We start from the raw sequence: 13,554 nt of genomic DNA, 5'->3' as shown, positions 1-13,554 counted from the left end.
ATGACCGACGCCGACGCCCTCCACGCCATCGTGAAGGCCTACGACGTGCGCGGCCTCGTCGACGGCCAGCTCACGCCCGCGGTCGTGCGCGCCCTCGGCGCCGCCTTCGCCGACGAGGTCGGCACCGATGCTCCCGTGGTCATCGGCTTCGACATGCGCCCCTCGTCGCCCGAGCTCGCCGACGCGGCCGCCGACGGCATCCGTGCGCGCGGCGGCGACGTCGTGCGCATCGGGCTGTGCTCCACCGACGAGTCGTACTTCGCCTCCGGCAGCCTCGCGGCGCCCGCGATCATGTTCACCGCGTCCCACAACCCCGCCGCGTACAACGGCATGAAGCTGTCGCGCGCGGGGGCGCAGGCGATGAGCCTCGACACGGGCCTCGGCGCCATCCGCGACCGCGCCGCCGGCTACCTCGAGTCCGGCATCCCGACCGTCGACGCCCCGGGCACGCTCGTCGAGCGCGACGTGCTCGGCGACTACGCGGCCCACCTGCGTGCGCTCGTCGATCTGTCGCGCATCCGCCCGCTCAAGGTCGTCGTCGACGCCGCGAACGGCATGGGCGGCATGACCGTGCCCGCCGTGCTCGGCGTCGAGGCGGGCCTCGCGGCGCTGCCGATCGAGATCGTGCCGATGTACTTCGAGCTCGACGGCACGTTCCCCAACCACGAGGCGAACCCGCTCGAGCCGAAGAACCTCGTCGACCTGCAGGCCGCCGTCGTGCAGCACGACGCCGACCTGGGCCTCGCGTTCGACGGCGACGCCGACCGCTGCTTCGTCGTCGACGAGCACGGCAGCGCCGTGTCGCCGTCGGCGATCGCGGCGATCGTCGCGCTGCGCGAGGTGCGCCGCGTGCAGGCGGAGGGCGAGACCGACGTCGTCGTGCTGCACAACCTCATCTCGTCGCGCATCGTGCCCGAGACGATCGTCGCAGCCGGCGCGACCCCCGTGCGCACGCGGGTCGGGCACTCGCTCATCAAGGCCGAGATGGCGCGCACGAACGCCGTCTTCGGCGGCGAGCACAGCGCCCACTACTACTTCCGCGACTTCTTCGGCGCCGACAACGGCATGCTCGCCGCCATGCACGTGCTCGCCGAGCTCGGCGCGTCCACCGAGCCCATGTCGACGCTCGGCGGCCGCTTCACGCCGTACGCGGCGTCGGGCGAGATCAACTCGACCGTGCACGACGTGCCCGCCGCCTACGCCCGCGTCGTCGACGCGTTCGCCCACGACGGCGTGCTCGACGACCTCGACGGCCTCTTCATCACGGCGCACGACGGCACGTGGTGGATCTCGGTGCGGCCGTCGAACACCGAGCCGCTGCTGCGGCTCAACGTCGAGGCGGAGGAGGCCTCGACCATGGAGCGCATCCGCGACGCCGCGCTGGAGCTCATCCGCGCGTAGCGATGGATGCGCGCGACGCGTCCGAGCGCTCGGCGTCCCGGTCGCGACTGGACGGCACGGGTGCGAGGCGGCATCCGCCGGCTCGCTGCGTGCCGTGACGCCCCTGGCGCGTGCAGCGGTCCGCCGAGCGCATCCGCGACGCCGCGCTCGAGCTCATCCGCGCGTAGCGGATCCTGAAGGGTCGTCGCGAGCACGACCCGGGTGGGAGGATGGATGCCATGACCGTGGATGCAGCCAGCCGACTCGACTTCCAGGTGCGCGACCTCGCCCTCGCCGAGGCCGGACGCCACCAGATCCGCCTCGCCGAGCACGAGATGCCCGGCCTCATGGCGCTGCGCGAGCGCTACGCCGCCGAGCAGCCGCTCGCCGGCCAGCGCATCGCGGGGTCGCTGCACATGACCGTGCAGACGGCCGTGCTCATCGAGACGCTCGTCGCGCTCGGCGCCGACGTGCGCTGGGCATCGTGCAACATCTTCTCGACGCAGGACGAGGCGGCCGCAGCCGTCGTCGTCGGGCCCACCGGCACCGTCGACGCCCCCGCGGGCGTGCCCGTGTTCGCCTGGAAGGGCGAGACGCTCGAGGAGTACTGGGCCTGCACGCAGCAGATCTTCGCCTTCGGCGGCGGCCCCACGCTCATCCTCGACGACGGCGGCGACGCCACGCTGCTCGTGCACCGCGGCCGCGCCCTCGAGCAGGCCGGCCGCCTGCCCGAGACCGCCGACGACGCGAGCGAGGAGGAGCGCGTCGTCGACGCCGTGCTCACCGCATCCATCACGGCGGACGACCGGTACTGGTCGCGCATCGCCGACGGCCTGCTCGGCGTCACCGAGGAGACCACGACGGGCGTGCACCGCCTGTACGAGCTCGCGAGGGAGGGGGAGCTGCTGTTCCCCGCCATCAACGTCAACGACGCCGTGACGAAGTCGAAGTTCGACAACCGCTACGGCATCCGCCACTCGCTGCCCGACGGCCTCAACCGCGCCACCGACGTGCTCATCGGCGGCAAGGTCGCCTTCGTCGTCGGCTACGGCGACGTGGGCAAGGGCGCCGCGGAGTCGCTGCGCGGCCAGGGCGCGCGCGTGATCGTGTCGGAGATCGACCCGATCTGCGCGCTGCAGGCGGCGATGGACGGCTACCAGGTCGCGCGCGTCGAGGACGTGCTCGACCAGGTCGACATCTGGGTCACGACCACGGGCAACGAGCACGTGCTGACGACCGACCACCTGCTCGGCATGAAGCACCTCGCGATCGTCTCGAACGTCGGCCACTTCGACAACGAGATCGACATCGCCGGCCTCGCCGCGACGGGCGCCGAGCGCATCGAGATCAAGCCGCAGGTGCACGAGTGGCGTCTGCCGACGGGCCGCTCGATCCTCGTGCTGTCGGAGGGGCGTCTCATGAACCTCGGCAACGCGACGGGCCACCCGTCGTTCGTCATGTCGAACTCGTTCTCGAACCAGGTGCTCGCGCAGGTCGAGCTCGCGCAGCGCTCCGCCGACTACGCGACCGACGTGCACGTGCTGCCGAAGGTGCTCGACGAGGAGGTCGCTCGCCTGCACCTCGACGCGCTCGGCGTGCGGCTGACGACGCTCACCGACCGCCAGGCGCGCTACATCGGCGTGCCCGTCGAGGGCCCGTTCAAGCCCGACCACTACCGGTACTGACGCCGCGCGGCTAGGGGAGCGCGGGCCCCGGCTCGAGCCCCTCACCGACCGCCCGCAGCAGCCGCGCGAGGCGGCGGCGGTCGTCGTCGCCCATGCCGGCGAGCACGCGGTGCTCGGCGTCGAGCAGGGCGTCGAGCGCCGAGTCGACGCGGTCGAGGCCGTCGTCGGTGAGGCGGATGCGCGTCGAGCGGCGGTCGGAGTCGTGCGCGATGCGCTCGACGAGGCTGCGTGCGACGAGGTTGTCGATGCGGTTCGTCATCGTGCCGCTCGTGACCATCGTCTGGGCGATGAGCTCCTTGGGCGTGAGGGCGGCGTCGGCACGACGCAGGGCCGCGAGCACGTCCCACTCCCACGCCTCGATGCCCGCATCCGCGAACGCCGCCGCACGCACGCGCTGCAGCCGACGTGCGAGGCGCGTGAGCCGCGACAGCACCGCGAACGGGGCGACGTCGGCGTCGGGGCGCACGTGCACCCATTGCGCGATGATCTCGTCGACCTCGTCGGGCGTGGGCATGGGTCGAGTCTCGCACCTCGACCCGCGGGGCCTGCGCTGCCACGGCTCGCTATGGATTGCCACTGAACGCACGCCGTCGTCGGGATGCTGGCATCCTGCGATCGTCGACCGCCGTGTGGAGAGGGAAGCGCTTGGACATCAGCCCGCTCGTCTGGATCATCACCATCGCCGTGACGATCGCGTTCTTCGTGTTCGAGTTCTTCGCGCACGTGCGCAAGCCCCACGAGCCGTCCATCGGCGAGGCGGCTCGCTGGTCGGCCTTCTACATCGGCCTCGCCCTGCTGTTCGGCGTCGGCATCGGCCTGGTGTCGGGATGGGGCTTCGGCGGCGAGTACTTCGCCGGCTACCTCACCGAGAAGGCGCTGTCGGTCGACAACATCTTCGTGTTCCTGCTCGTCATGAGCGCGTTCGCCGTGCCGCGCGAGTACCAGCAGAAGGTACTGCTCATCGGCATCGTGATCGCGCTGATCCTCCGCGGCGGCTTCATCGCGATCGGCGCCGCGCTCATCGAGAACCTGTCGTGGATCTTCTACGTGTTCGGCGCCCTGCTGCTGTTCCTCGCATGGAGGCAGGCGTTCGGCTCCCACGACTCCAACCCGGCCGACAGCCGTGCGATGCGGCTCGTGCGCCGCATCCTCCCCGTGACCGACGAGTACGACCGCGACCGCCTCACCACGACGATCGACGGCAAGCGCTTCGTCACGCCGATGTTCCTCACGATCATCGCGATCGGCGTCGTCGACCTCATCTTCGCCGTCGACTCGATCCCCGCGATCTACGGGCTCACCGAGGAGGCGTACATCGTCTTCACCGCCAACGCCTTCGCGCTCATGGGGCTGCGCCAGCTGTACTTCCTCATCGGCGGCCTGCTGCAGCGCCTCGTCTTCCTCTCGCAGGGCCTGGCCGTCATCCTCGCCTTCATCGGCGTGAAGCTGCTGTTCCACGCGCTGCACGTCAACGAGCTGCCGTTCATCAACGGCGGCGAGCCGCTGCTGTGGGTGCCCGAGATCCCGATCTGGTTCTCGCTGACGTTCATCGGGGCGACGATCCTCGTCGCGACGGTCGCGAGCCTCATCGCGTCGCGGGGTCGACTGCCCGAGACGCCGGAGCAGCCGCACGCCGACGAGGTGGATGCGGGGTCGCACGAGCGCCCCTGACGCGCGCGCTTGACCGTGCCCCGAGGGCACGGTCTTCCATGGATGCATCGGGTGCGCACCGCACCCGCAGCATCCAGGAGGAGCACCCATGTCCACGCCCATCGACGGACTCGTCGCCGGCTTCCAGGACCTCGTCGCCCAGGTGCCCGAGGTCGTGCAGCCGCTCATCGTGGCGCTCGCGGGCACCGTGCCGTTCATCGAGGGCGAGGGGTCGGCCGCCATCGGCGTCATCGGCGGCGTGCACCCCGTCGCCGCGGGCGTCGCGGGCGCCGTCGGCAACATGCTCGCGGTCACCATCGTCGTGCTGCTCGGCTCGCGCATCCGCGAGGCGGCCGTCGCGCGTCGGCAGCGCGCCGTGGCGGCGCGCGAGCGCGAGCTCGTCGGTGCCGGCGGCGTCGCGGTCGACACGGTCGCCGAGCCGGCGAAGCCCGAGTCGAAGGGTCGCCGCCGCGTGCGGCAGTGGCTGACCCGCTTCGGCGTGCCCGGCGCGAGCCTGCTCGCGCCGCTGGCGCTGCCGACGCACTTCACGGCCGCGACGCTCGTCGCCTCGGGCGTCTCGAAGGGCTGGGTGCTGCTGTGGCAGGCGGTCGCGATCGTCGTGTGGACGACGCTCCTCGTGCTGCTCGCCTCGGGCCTGCTCGCGGTCGCCACGGGCTGACGGCGGCGACCGGCCGCGGCGCTCGCGATCGCGTCCTCCGCCTAGGCTGGAGGGCGCGATCCGCCATGGTGTAACGGCAGCACGCCGGCCTTTGGAGCCGTGCAGTCCAGGTTCGAATCCTGGTGGCGGAGCGCCCTGACGTACCCTCGCAGCATGCGCATCGTGGGGGAGTCCGGACCGGTCGTGCTGCTGCTGCCCGGCGGTGCCGAGGCCGTCGAGGGCTTCTTCCCCGGCCTCGTCGAGGGACTCGTCGCCGACCCGGGCTGCCGCGTGCTGCTGCACGACCGCCCCGGCGTCGTCGGCGCACCCGACGGCGACCTCGTGGATGCGGCCGATGCGCTGCACGCGGCGATCGCCGAGGCCGGGGTCGGCCCCGTGATCGCGATCGGGCAGAGCCTCGGCGGCGCCGTCGCGCTGCTGCTCGCCTGCGCCCACCCCGCGGACGTCGCGGGGCTCGTGCTGCTGGATGCGACGCCCGTCAACGACGCGCGACTCGCGACGATGGTGGAGGCGCGCGCGACGCAGGCGGCGCGCATGGCGCGCTCGCCGATCGTGGCGCGGGCCTTCGCCGGACTGCTGCGCGCGTCCGGCCGCCGGTCGGCGCGTCGTCACGGCGTCTCGTCGGCCGCACGCTCCGCGCTCGTGCAGCTCGCCGACACCGATCTGCAGCGCCTCGCCCGCGCCGCGACGGGCGTCGCAGCCGTCGGCGCAGCCTTCGACGAGTCGCGCATCCCCCGCGTCCCCGCCGCGGTCGTGACCGCCGACCGGGCGGCGACCGACCCCATCCGCGCCGCGCACCAGCGCCTCGCCGACCGGCTCGGCGTCCCGCTGCGGTCGTGGCCGGGCGCCGAGCACCCCGTGCACCTCACGCACGAGCGCGAGGTGCTCGAGGTCTGCCGCGCCGTCGTGCGTCGCGTGGCCGCCGCATGAGCGACGATGCCGTCGAGGTCGTGCGCGCGGCGATCGCGGATGCCGTGGGTCGCCTCGCCGCCGCGGGCGCGCGCGAGGAGTGGCTCGGCGAGGTCGTGGTGCCGCGGCGCGTGCTCGGCGTCGGCCGCCCGCCGCGCATCGACCGGCGCGGTCGGGTGTGGCGCGTCGGCACCCTGCTCATCGCACGCGACGGCGCGGTGCACGCGGTCGGCACGACGACGCGCGTCTCCGATCCCGGTCGGCCGCAGGGGCTCACGGCGTCGGTCGAGCTGCGACGTGCCGAGCGTGCGGCGGCGCTCGCGGGCGGCTTCGCGCTCGGCGAGGTCGTGAACCACGGCACCGCGCCGATCGCGATCGACGCATCCCTCGTCGACGCGCCCGCCGACGCCGTGCTCGCGATCCGCGACGGCGTCGCCTGGGTGCGCTGGGGCCGCACGGCCGCCGAGCGCACGCGCCTCGACGCGTACCTCGCCGACCAGCTCGACCTGCTGGAGCATCCGCCGCAGGGCGCCTGACCCGCTCGGCCTCCATCGACTGGTCACTCGTGGGGGCAACGAGTGACCGATCACCCCCACCGCTGACCAGTCGACTGCAACGAGTGACCGGGCGACACAACGAGTGACCAGTCACGACCACGAGCGACCGGTCGGCACCACGAGTGACCAGTCACCACCACGAGCGACCGGTCGGCCCGCGTGCCGAGGTCCGCGCGCGGAGCGGTACGGTGGAATCCGGTCTGACGAGGGAAGGTGCGGATGCCCGAGATCGCCGTCGTCGTGCTCGCCGCAGGCGCAGGCACGCGGATGCGCAGCGCGACCCCGAAGCCGCTCCACGCGCTCGCGGGACGCTCGCTCATCGCCCACGTGCTGCACACCGCGCACGAGCTGCAGCCCGCCCACCTCGTCGCCGTCGTGCGGCACGAGCGCGATCGCCTCGTCGAGGAGATCGCCCACCACGCACCCAGCGCGCGCATCGCCGACCAGGACGACGTGCCCGGCACGGGCCGTGCCGTCGAGGTCGCGATCGCGCAGCTGCCCGCCGACTTCGACGGCCTCGTCGTGGTGCTCTCCGGCGACGTGCCCCTCATCGACGCCGACACGCTGCGCGAGCTCGTGCGCGAGCACGAGACGGCGCAGAACGCCCTCACGGTGCTGTCGACGCGCCTGCCCGACCCGACGGGCTTCGGCCGCATCATCCGCAACCGGGCCGGCCACTTCCAGCAGATCGTCGAGGAGCGCGACGCCGACGCTGCGACGAAGGCGATCGACGAGGTCAACGGCGGCATCTACGTCTTCGGCGCCGCCCAGCTGCGCACGGCGCTGGCTGCCATCGGCCTCGACAACGACCAGGGCGAGAAGTACCTCACCGACGCCGCCCTCGGCATCCAGGCGTCCGGCGGCCGCATCGAGGCCGTGCCGATCGACGACCACTGGCTCGTCGCCGGCGTCAACGACCGCGCCCAGCTGAGCGACATCGCCCTCGAGCTCAACCGCCGCATCGTGCGTCGCCACCAGCTCGCGGGCGCGACGATCGTCGACCCCGCGTCGACGTGGATCGACGCCGACGTGTCGCTCGAGGAGGACGTCACGATCCTGCCGGGCACGCAGCTGCACGGGGCCACGAGCATCGCGCGCGGCGCGACGATCGGCCCCGACACGACCGTCACCGACACCGAGGTCGGCGAGGACGCCGTGATCCGTCGCTCCGACGTGACGCTCGCGGTCGTCGGCGCCCGCGCATCCGTCGGGCCGTTCTCGTACCTGCGCGCCGGCACGATCCTCGGCGCGGGCGGCAAGATCGGCGCCGCGGTCGAGACGAAGAACGCCGTGATCGGCGACGGCTCGAAGGTGCCCCACCTCTCCTACGTCGGCGACGCCGAGATCGGCGAGGGCGTCAACCTCGGCGCCGGCCTCATCACCGCGAACTACGACGACGTGAGCAAGCACCGCACGATCATCGGCGACCACGTGCACACGTCGTCGCACACCGTGCTCGTCGCCCCCGTCGAGCTCGGCGCCGGCGCGAAGACCGCCGCGGGCGCCGTCGTGCGCAAGGACGTGCCGCCCGGCGCCCTCGCGATGACCGTCGCACCCCAGCGCAACGTCGCCGGCTGGGTGCAGGAGAAGCGTGCAGGCACCGCCGCCGCCGCAGCGGCCGACGCCGCCATCGCCGCCGAGCAGGCCTCCCAGACCCCGGCAGACCCCGCCGGCCCCACCGTCGCAGACCAGCAGTAGGAGCATCGTGTCCTCGATCGTCGCCAAGAACCGGAAGCACCTCGTGCTCCTCTCCGGTCGCTCGCACCCCGCGCTCGCAGAGGCGGTCGCGCACGAGCTGGGCACCGACCTCTCCGGCATGGACGCCCGCACCTTCGCGAACGGCGAGATCTACGCCCGCATGCTCGACTCGGTGCGCGGTGCCGACGTGTTCGTGCTGCAGTCGTACGGCAAGCCCGTGAACGAGTGGCTCATGGAGCAGCTCATCATGGTGGATGCGCTCAAGCGCGCATCCGCGAAGCGCATCACCGTCGTCATGCCGTACTACCCGTACTCGCGTCAGGACAAGAAGGGTCGCGGCCGCGAGCCCATCTCGGCCCGGCTGATCGCCGACCTGTTCAAGACGGCCGGCGCCGACCGCATCATGTCGGTCGACATCCACGCCTCGCAGATCCAGGGCTTCTTCGACGGCCCCTTCGACCACCTGTTCGCGATGCCCGTGCTGCTCGAGCACTTCCGCGACACCCTCGACCCGTCGACGCTCACGGTCGTGTCGCCCGACATGGGCCGCGTGCGCGTGGCCGACGTGTGGTCGGACAAGCTCGGCGCGCCGCTCGCGATCATCCACAAGCGCCGCGACCCGCTCGTGCCGAACCAGGTGTCGGTGCACGAGATCGTCGGCAACGTGGAGGGCCGCACGTGCCTGCTCGTCGACGACATGATCGACACGGGCCGCACGATCCTCAAGGCGGCCGAGGCGCTGAAGAAGAACGGTGCGACGAACGTCATCGTGGCGGCGACGCACGCGATCTTCTCGGAGCCGGCTGCCGAGCTGCTCGGCTCGGGCGTCATCGACAAGGTGGTCGTCACCGACTCGATCCCGCTGCGCGACGAGCAGCGCTTCGAGTGCCTCGAGGTGCTGTCGATCGCGCCGCTGCTCGCGCGCGCGATCCGCGAGGTGTTCGAGGACGGCTCCGTCACGTCGATGTTCGACGGCGCCGCCTGATCGCGAGGTGCCGGTGGCGACCGTGACCCGCGTCGCGCCCGCGCCCATGGGGCCGGCGCTCGCGATCGTCGTCGGCGTCGCGGCGCTGACGCGCGGCGCACTCATCGTCGTCGGCCTGTGGCTGTTCGTCGGCGTGTTCATCATGGTGGGCGTCGAGGAGATCCTCGGCACGCTCCCCGGAGCCGTCGACGTCGCCGCGCGAGCGACGGTGGTCGGCCTCGGCGTGCTCGTGCTCGTCGGCGGCGTCGGCGAGACCGCGCGCGTCGTGGTCGAGCGCGCCCTGCGCCTGCGCACCGCTCGGAGGCTCGCGGCCGCGGGAGCGCCGATGCCGCCTGCGGTGGAGCGGGCGCAGCTCGTGCGCGGCGCCGTGGGTCCGCTGCGCGTGCTGGTGGGCGTGCTCGGAGGGTCGAGCCTCCTCGTCGCGCCCTTCCTGCTCGGGTTCGCGGATGGCGACGCGAACCTCGTGATCGCCGGGATCGCGACCCTCGTGGCCGGGCTGCTGCTCCTGCTGCTGGCGATCGTCGCACTCGCTCCCGTCTCGCGATGGTGGCGAGCGGAGCTCGAGCGGCTGGAGCGCGCCTGGCCCCGCTTCCGTCGCACCGACGAGCCCATCGGCGCGCGCATGACGCGTGAGCGTCGCGTGCACGTGGCGAAGGCGAAGGCGGGCGACCCGTCGGCACGCCCACGTCGTCGCTCGGCCGTGCAGCGGCTCGACGCGGCGCTCGCCTCCGGCACCGTCGTCGCGTTCCTGATCGTGGTGCTCGGCGTCTTCCTGCGACAGCAGTGCAGACGCTGCGAGCCCGTGCGCTACGACCCGTGGGGCGAGAGCCTCGTCGACGGGGTCGCGACCATCGGGCTCGTGCTCTTCGTCGGCGCGATCGTGCTGCTCGTGCTGCGCGGCATCGCATCCATCGTCGCGCAGGCGGTGCGCGAGGTGCTCGCCGCGCGTGCCGCCCAGGCGGGCACGCTGCGGCGGTCGGCGTGGCTCGACCGCGCCGTCGTCTCCGCGACGTCGGTCGAGGTCGTCGCGCTCGTCGTGGGGGTGCTGGGCATGGCGGCGACGGGCCTGGTCGTCGCGTCGGGCGTGGATGCGGACGTCATGGGCGAGCCGGAGGACCGCTTCGTCGTCGTGCGCGGCTGGGCATCGCTCGAGCCGCTGGCGGGTGCGCTGCTCGCGGCGGCGTTCGTGCTCGGCGTCGTGGGCGCGCTCACGACGCGAGCGTGGCGATCGGTCGTGTGGACCGACCTGCGGGGCGACCCGTGGAGGGGTCGCCTCGATGGCGGCGAGGGGAGCGGGTCGCACGGCGATGCCGGCGTGGGGATGGGCGTCGGCCACGACGGCGACCGCCACGGCAGCGATGGCGGAGGAGACGGCGGAGGCGGGGACTCGTGACCGCCGCGACGCCCCAGGCGACCCTCGACTGCGCCTACCACCGCGCGGGGCTGTGCGACTCGTGCACCCGCATCGACACCGGCTACGACGCGCAGCTCGCGCGCAAGCAGGCCGGCGCGGAGGCGGCGGTGCCCGAGGCGGCGTGGCTGCCCCCGCAGGCGTCGGCGATCGAGGCGTTCCGCAACAAGGCGAAGATGGTGGCGGGCGGCACGATGGATGCGCCGACGCTCGGCATCCTCGACGGCGAGCGCCGCGGCGTCGACCTGCGCGCGTGCCCGCTGCACGAGCAGCCGATCCGCGACGCGCTGCCGCACCTCGCCGAGCTCGTGCGCGAGGCGCGCATCCCGCCGTACTCGGTGCCGGATCGGCGCGGCGAGCTCAAGCACGTGCTCGTGACGGCGAGCCCTGACGGCGAGCTCATGGTGCGGTTCGTGCTGCGCTCGACGGAGGCGGTGCCGCGCATCCGCAAGCGCCTCGACCTGCTGCGCGAGCGCATCCCGGGGCTCGTGGTGGCGTCGGCGAGCATCCTGCCCGAGCACAAGGCCGTCGTCGAGGGCGACCTCGAGGTGCCGCTCACCGAGCAGCAGACGCTCACGATGCGCCTCAACGGCGTCCCGCTCGCGCTGCAGCCGGGCGGCTTCTTCCAGACGAACTCGGCCGTCGCCGCGGCGCTGTACCGCGAGGCGGCGGCGTGGATCGACGACGTCGACCCAGCATCGGTCGCCGACCTCTACTGCGGCGTCGGCGGCTTCGCCTTCCACGCCGCGCGGCCCGGGCGCGACGTCGTGGGCGTCGAGACGAGCGCCGAGGCCATCGCGGGCGCCATCGAGACCGCGGCGGCGATCGGCTCGTCGGCGCGCTTCGCCGTCGGGGATGCGACGGCCGCCGACGACACGGCGGTCGACGCGGAGGTGGTGGTCGTGAACCCGCCGCGCCGCGGCATCGGCGCGCTCGCGGGGCGGCTCGAGGCATCCGCCGCCCGCCACGTCGTGTACTCGAGCTGCAACCCGACGACGCTCGCGCGCGACCTCGCGGCCATGCCCTCGCTGCGGCCCGTGCGGGCGCGGATGTTCGACATGTTCCCGCACAACGACCACGCCGAGGTGCTCGTGCTGCTCACGCGGCGCTGACGCGCCTCGCTGGGAGTCGCGCGACACGTCGTCCTGCTACCGTGCGCGCGTGCCGACCCGCCCCGCGCCGACCAGCCCCGTGACCTCGTGACGACCCTCGAGCGACGTCTGGGCGTGCCCGGCGCCATCGTCGTCGGCCTCTGCGCGATGCTCGGCGCCGGCGTCTTCTTCGTGTGGACGCCCGCCGCCTTCGTGGCGGGGGAGTGGCTGTGGCTCGCGCTGCTGCTCGCGGCCGTCGTCGCGGTCGCGAACGCGCTCTCGACGGCGCAGCTCGCGATGCGGCATCCCGTGTCGGGCGGCGGCTACGCGTACGCGCGCGCCGAGCTGTCGCCGACGGCCGGCTTCGCAGCCGGCTGGCTGTTCCTCACGGGCAAGACGTGCTCGGCGGCGGCCATCGCGCTCGTCGCCGCATCGCACCTGTGGCCAGGATGGGAGCAGCCCATCGCGATCGCGGCGGTCGTCGTGCTCGCGCTGCTCAACGCGCAGGGCATCCGCACGACGGCGTGGGTGTCGTGGGTCGTCGTGTCGCTCGCCCTCGCGGGCATCGCGACGGCGGTCGTGTGGTCGGCCGTCGCCGGGCCGCAGGTCACGGCGTTCGGCTGGACGGCGTACGCGCCCCTCTCCGACGAGGTCTTCGTCACGACGGGCGGCCAGCCATGCTCGTTCGGAGGCATCGGCGGCTCGGCTGCGGCGGCGGCGTGCAGCGACGTGGGCGCCCTCGTCACGCCGCCCGGCCCGCTCGCGGTGCTGCAGGGCGCCGGTCTGCTCTTCTTCGCGTTCGCGGGCTACGCGCGCATGGCGACGCTCGGCGAGGAGGTGCGCGATCCGCGCCGCACGCTGCCGATCGCGATCCTCGGCGCGCTCGGCATCGTGCTCGCGATCTACGCCATCGTCGCGTGGGCGACGACGACCGCCTACGCCGACGCGATCGTCTGGCCCGACACCCCGGTCGCGTCGCTCGTGGGCGACCCGGTGCTGCATCGCGTGCTGCTGACGATCGGCGGCATCGCATGCCTCGGCTCGCTCATGGGCATCCTCGCCGGCCTGTCGCGCACGAGCCTCGCGATGGCCCGCGACGGCGAGCTGCCCGGCGTGCTGGCGCGCATCTCGCCGCGCACGCATGCACCTGCGGTCGCCGAGGGGGCGATGGCGGTGCTCGCGATCGTGCTCGTGCTCGTCGCGCCGCCCGTGCTGCTCGTCGCGCTGTCGTCGACGTCGGTGCTCGCGTACTACGCGATCGGGCACGTCGGGGCGCTGCGGATGCGGCGCTCGCTGCGAGCAGCTGCCGACGACGACGCCTGGCGACGCGAGGCATGGGTGCCCGCATGGGTCTCGGCGCTCGGGCTCGTGCTCTGCGCGCTGCTCGTCGTGACCCTGCCGTGGTACGGCGTCGTCGCGTCGGCCGCGTGGCTCGGCGCCGCGCTCGCGATCCGCGCCCTGCGGGCGCGCGGCGCGCGCCGCTGACGCGAGCGCCCGACCGACGGCTCG

12 protein-coding genes and 1 tRNA gene are annotated in these 13,554 nt (G+C 73.3%); 12 read left to right on the top strand and 1 reads right to left on the bottom strand.

Annotation, left to right across the window (positions count from 1 at the left end; translation table 11 throughout):
- A complete protein-coding gene (locus FS793_RS05765) occupies window positions 1-1,401 on the top strand; it encodes a phosphomannomutase/phosphoglucomutase (protein ID WP_144719397.1) in 1,401 nt (466 codons plus the stop codon).
- A gap of 218 nt (window positions 1,402-1,619) precedes the next feature.
- Window positions 1,620-3,065, top strand: a complete 1,446-nt coding sequence (gene ahcY / locus FS793_RS05760; RefSeq protein WP_144719395.1) for an adenosylhomocysteinase — start codon at window positions 1,620-1,622, stop codon at window positions 3,063-3,065.
- 10 nt (window positions 3,066-3,075) lie between these two features.
- On the opposite strand, the gene FS793_RS05755 is transcribed toward ahcY, so the two are convergent.
- Window positions 3,076-3,579, bottom strand: a complete 504-nt coding sequence (locus FS793_RS05755) for a MarR family winged helix-turn-helix transcriptional regulator (RefSeq protein ID WP_144719393.1) — start codon at window positions 3,577-3,579, stop codon at window positions 3,076-3,078.
- Window positions 3,580-3,710: 131 nt separating this feature from the next.
- Between FS793_RS05755 and FS793_RS05750 the strand changes: the two genes are divergently transcribed.
- The 10 genes from FS793_RS05750 (at window position 3,711) to FS793_RS05705 (ending at window position 13,530) form a co-directional block, all read left to right on the top strand.
- Window positions 3,711-4,736, top strand: a complete 1,026-nt coding sequence (locus FS793_RS05750) for a TerC family protein (RefSeq protein WP_144719391.1) — start codon at window positions 3,711-3,713, stop codon at window positions 4,734-4,736.
- A gap of 88 nt (window positions 4,737-4,824) precedes the next feature.
- Window positions 4,825-5,394: a small multidrug efflux protein gene (locus tag FS793_RS05745; protein WP_144719389.1), complete on the top strand. Its 570-nt coding sequence runs from the start codon at window positions 4,825-4,827 to the stop codon at window positions 5,392-5,394.
- A gap of 59 nt (window positions 5,395-5,453) precedes the next feature.
- Window positions 5,454-5,525, top strand: a tRNA-Gln gene (locus FS793_RS05740).
- A 22-nt stretch (window positions 5,526-5,547) separates the two neighbouring features.
- On the top strand, window positions 5,548-6,324 hold the full coding sequence (locus tag FS793_RS05735) for an alpha/beta fold hydrolase (RefSeq protein WP_144719387.1): 777 nt from the start codon (window positions 5,548-5,550) through the stop codon (window positions 6,322-6,324).
- Window positions 6,321-6,839: a hypothetical protein gene (locus FS793_RS05730; RefSeq protein WP_144719385.1), complete on the top strand. Its 519-nt coding sequence runs from the start codon at window positions 6,321-6,323 to the stop codon at window positions 6,837-6,839. Before FS793_RS05735 ends, FS793_RS05730 begins: the two co-directional genes overlap by 4 nt.
- Before the next feature lie 240 nt (window positions 6,840-7,079).
- A complete protein-coding gene (glmU, locus tag FS793_RS05725) occupies window positions 7,080-8,558 on the top strand; it encodes a bifunctional UDP-N-acetylglucosamine diphosphorylase/glucosamine-1-phosphate N-acetyltransferase GlmU (protein WP_144719383.1) in 1,479 nt (492 codons plus the stop codon).
- A gap of 7 nt (window positions 8,559-8,565) precedes the next feature.
- Entirely contained in the window at window positions 8,566-9,543 is a 978-nt protein-coding gene (locus FS793_RS05720; protein ID WP_144719381.1) for a ribose-phosphate diphosphokinase, read from the top strand.
- A 13-nt stretch (window positions 9,544-9,556) separates the two neighbouring features.
- Window positions 9,557-10,936, top strand: coding sequence for a hypothetical protein (locus FS793_RS05715; protein ID WP_144719379.1), 1,380 nt, complete (start codon window positions 9,557-9,559; stop codon window positions 10,934-10,936).
- Window positions 10,933-12,066 (top strand): methyltransferase domain-containing protein, encoded by a 1,134-nt coding sequence (locus tag FS793_RS05710; protein ID WP_144719377.1) that lies wholly within the window; start codon window positions 10,933-10,935, stop codon window positions 12,064-12,066. The genes FS793_RS05715 and FS793_RS05710 overlap by 4 nt, the downstream gene beginning before the upstream one ends.
- 87 nt (window positions 12,067-12,153) lie before the next feature.
- Window positions 12,154-13,530, top strand: a complete 1,377-nt coding sequence (locus FS793_RS05705; RefSeq protein WP_260980040.1) for an APC family permease — start codon at window positions 12,154-12,156, stop codon at window positions 13,528-13,530.
- The last annotated feature ends 24 nt before the right edge of the window (window positions 13,531-13,554 follow it).

Origin of the sequence: Agrococcus jejuensis (genome assembly GCF_007679035.1) — a bacterium.
Lineage (GTDB): Bacteria > Actinomycetota > Actinomycetes > Actinomycetales > Microbacteriaceae > Agrococcus > Agrococcus jejuensis_A.
Note: the sequence above shows the minus strand (reverse complement) of the source record. Positions and strands in the feature narration are given on the sequence as shown.

What these genes read in the sequence shown, in the direction of transcription:
- FS793_RS05765 (WP_144719397.1), top strand. Translation starts at nt 1, where the DNA reads ATGACCGACGCCGACGCCCTCCACGCCATCGTGAAGGCCTACGACGTG.
- ahcY (WP_144719395.1), top strand. Translation starts at nt 1,620, where the DNA reads ATGACCGTGGATGCAGCCAGCCGACTCGACTTCCAGGTGCGCGACCTC.
- FS793_RS05755 (WP_144719393.1), bottom strand. Translation starts at nt 3,579, where the DNA reads ATGCCCACGCCCGACGAGGTCGACGAGATCATCGCGCAATGGGTGCAC.
- FS793_RS05745 (WP_144719389.1), top strand. Translation starts at nt 4,825, where the DNA reads ATGTCCACGCCCATCGACGGACTCGTCGCCGGCTTCCAGGACCTCGTC.
- FS793_RS05735 (WP_144719387.1), top strand. Translation starts at nt 5,548, where the DNA reads ATGCGCATCGTGGGGGAGTCCGGACCGGTCGTGCTGCTGCTGCCCGGC.
- FS793_RS05730 (WP_144719385.1), top strand. Translation starts at nt 6,321, where the DNA reads ATGAGCGACGATGCCGTCGAGGTCGTGCGCGCGGCGATCGCGGATGCC.
- glmU (WP_144719383.1), top strand. Translation starts at nt 7,080, where the DNA reads ATGCCCGAGATCGCCGTCGTCGTGCTCGCCGCAGGCGCAGGCACGCGG.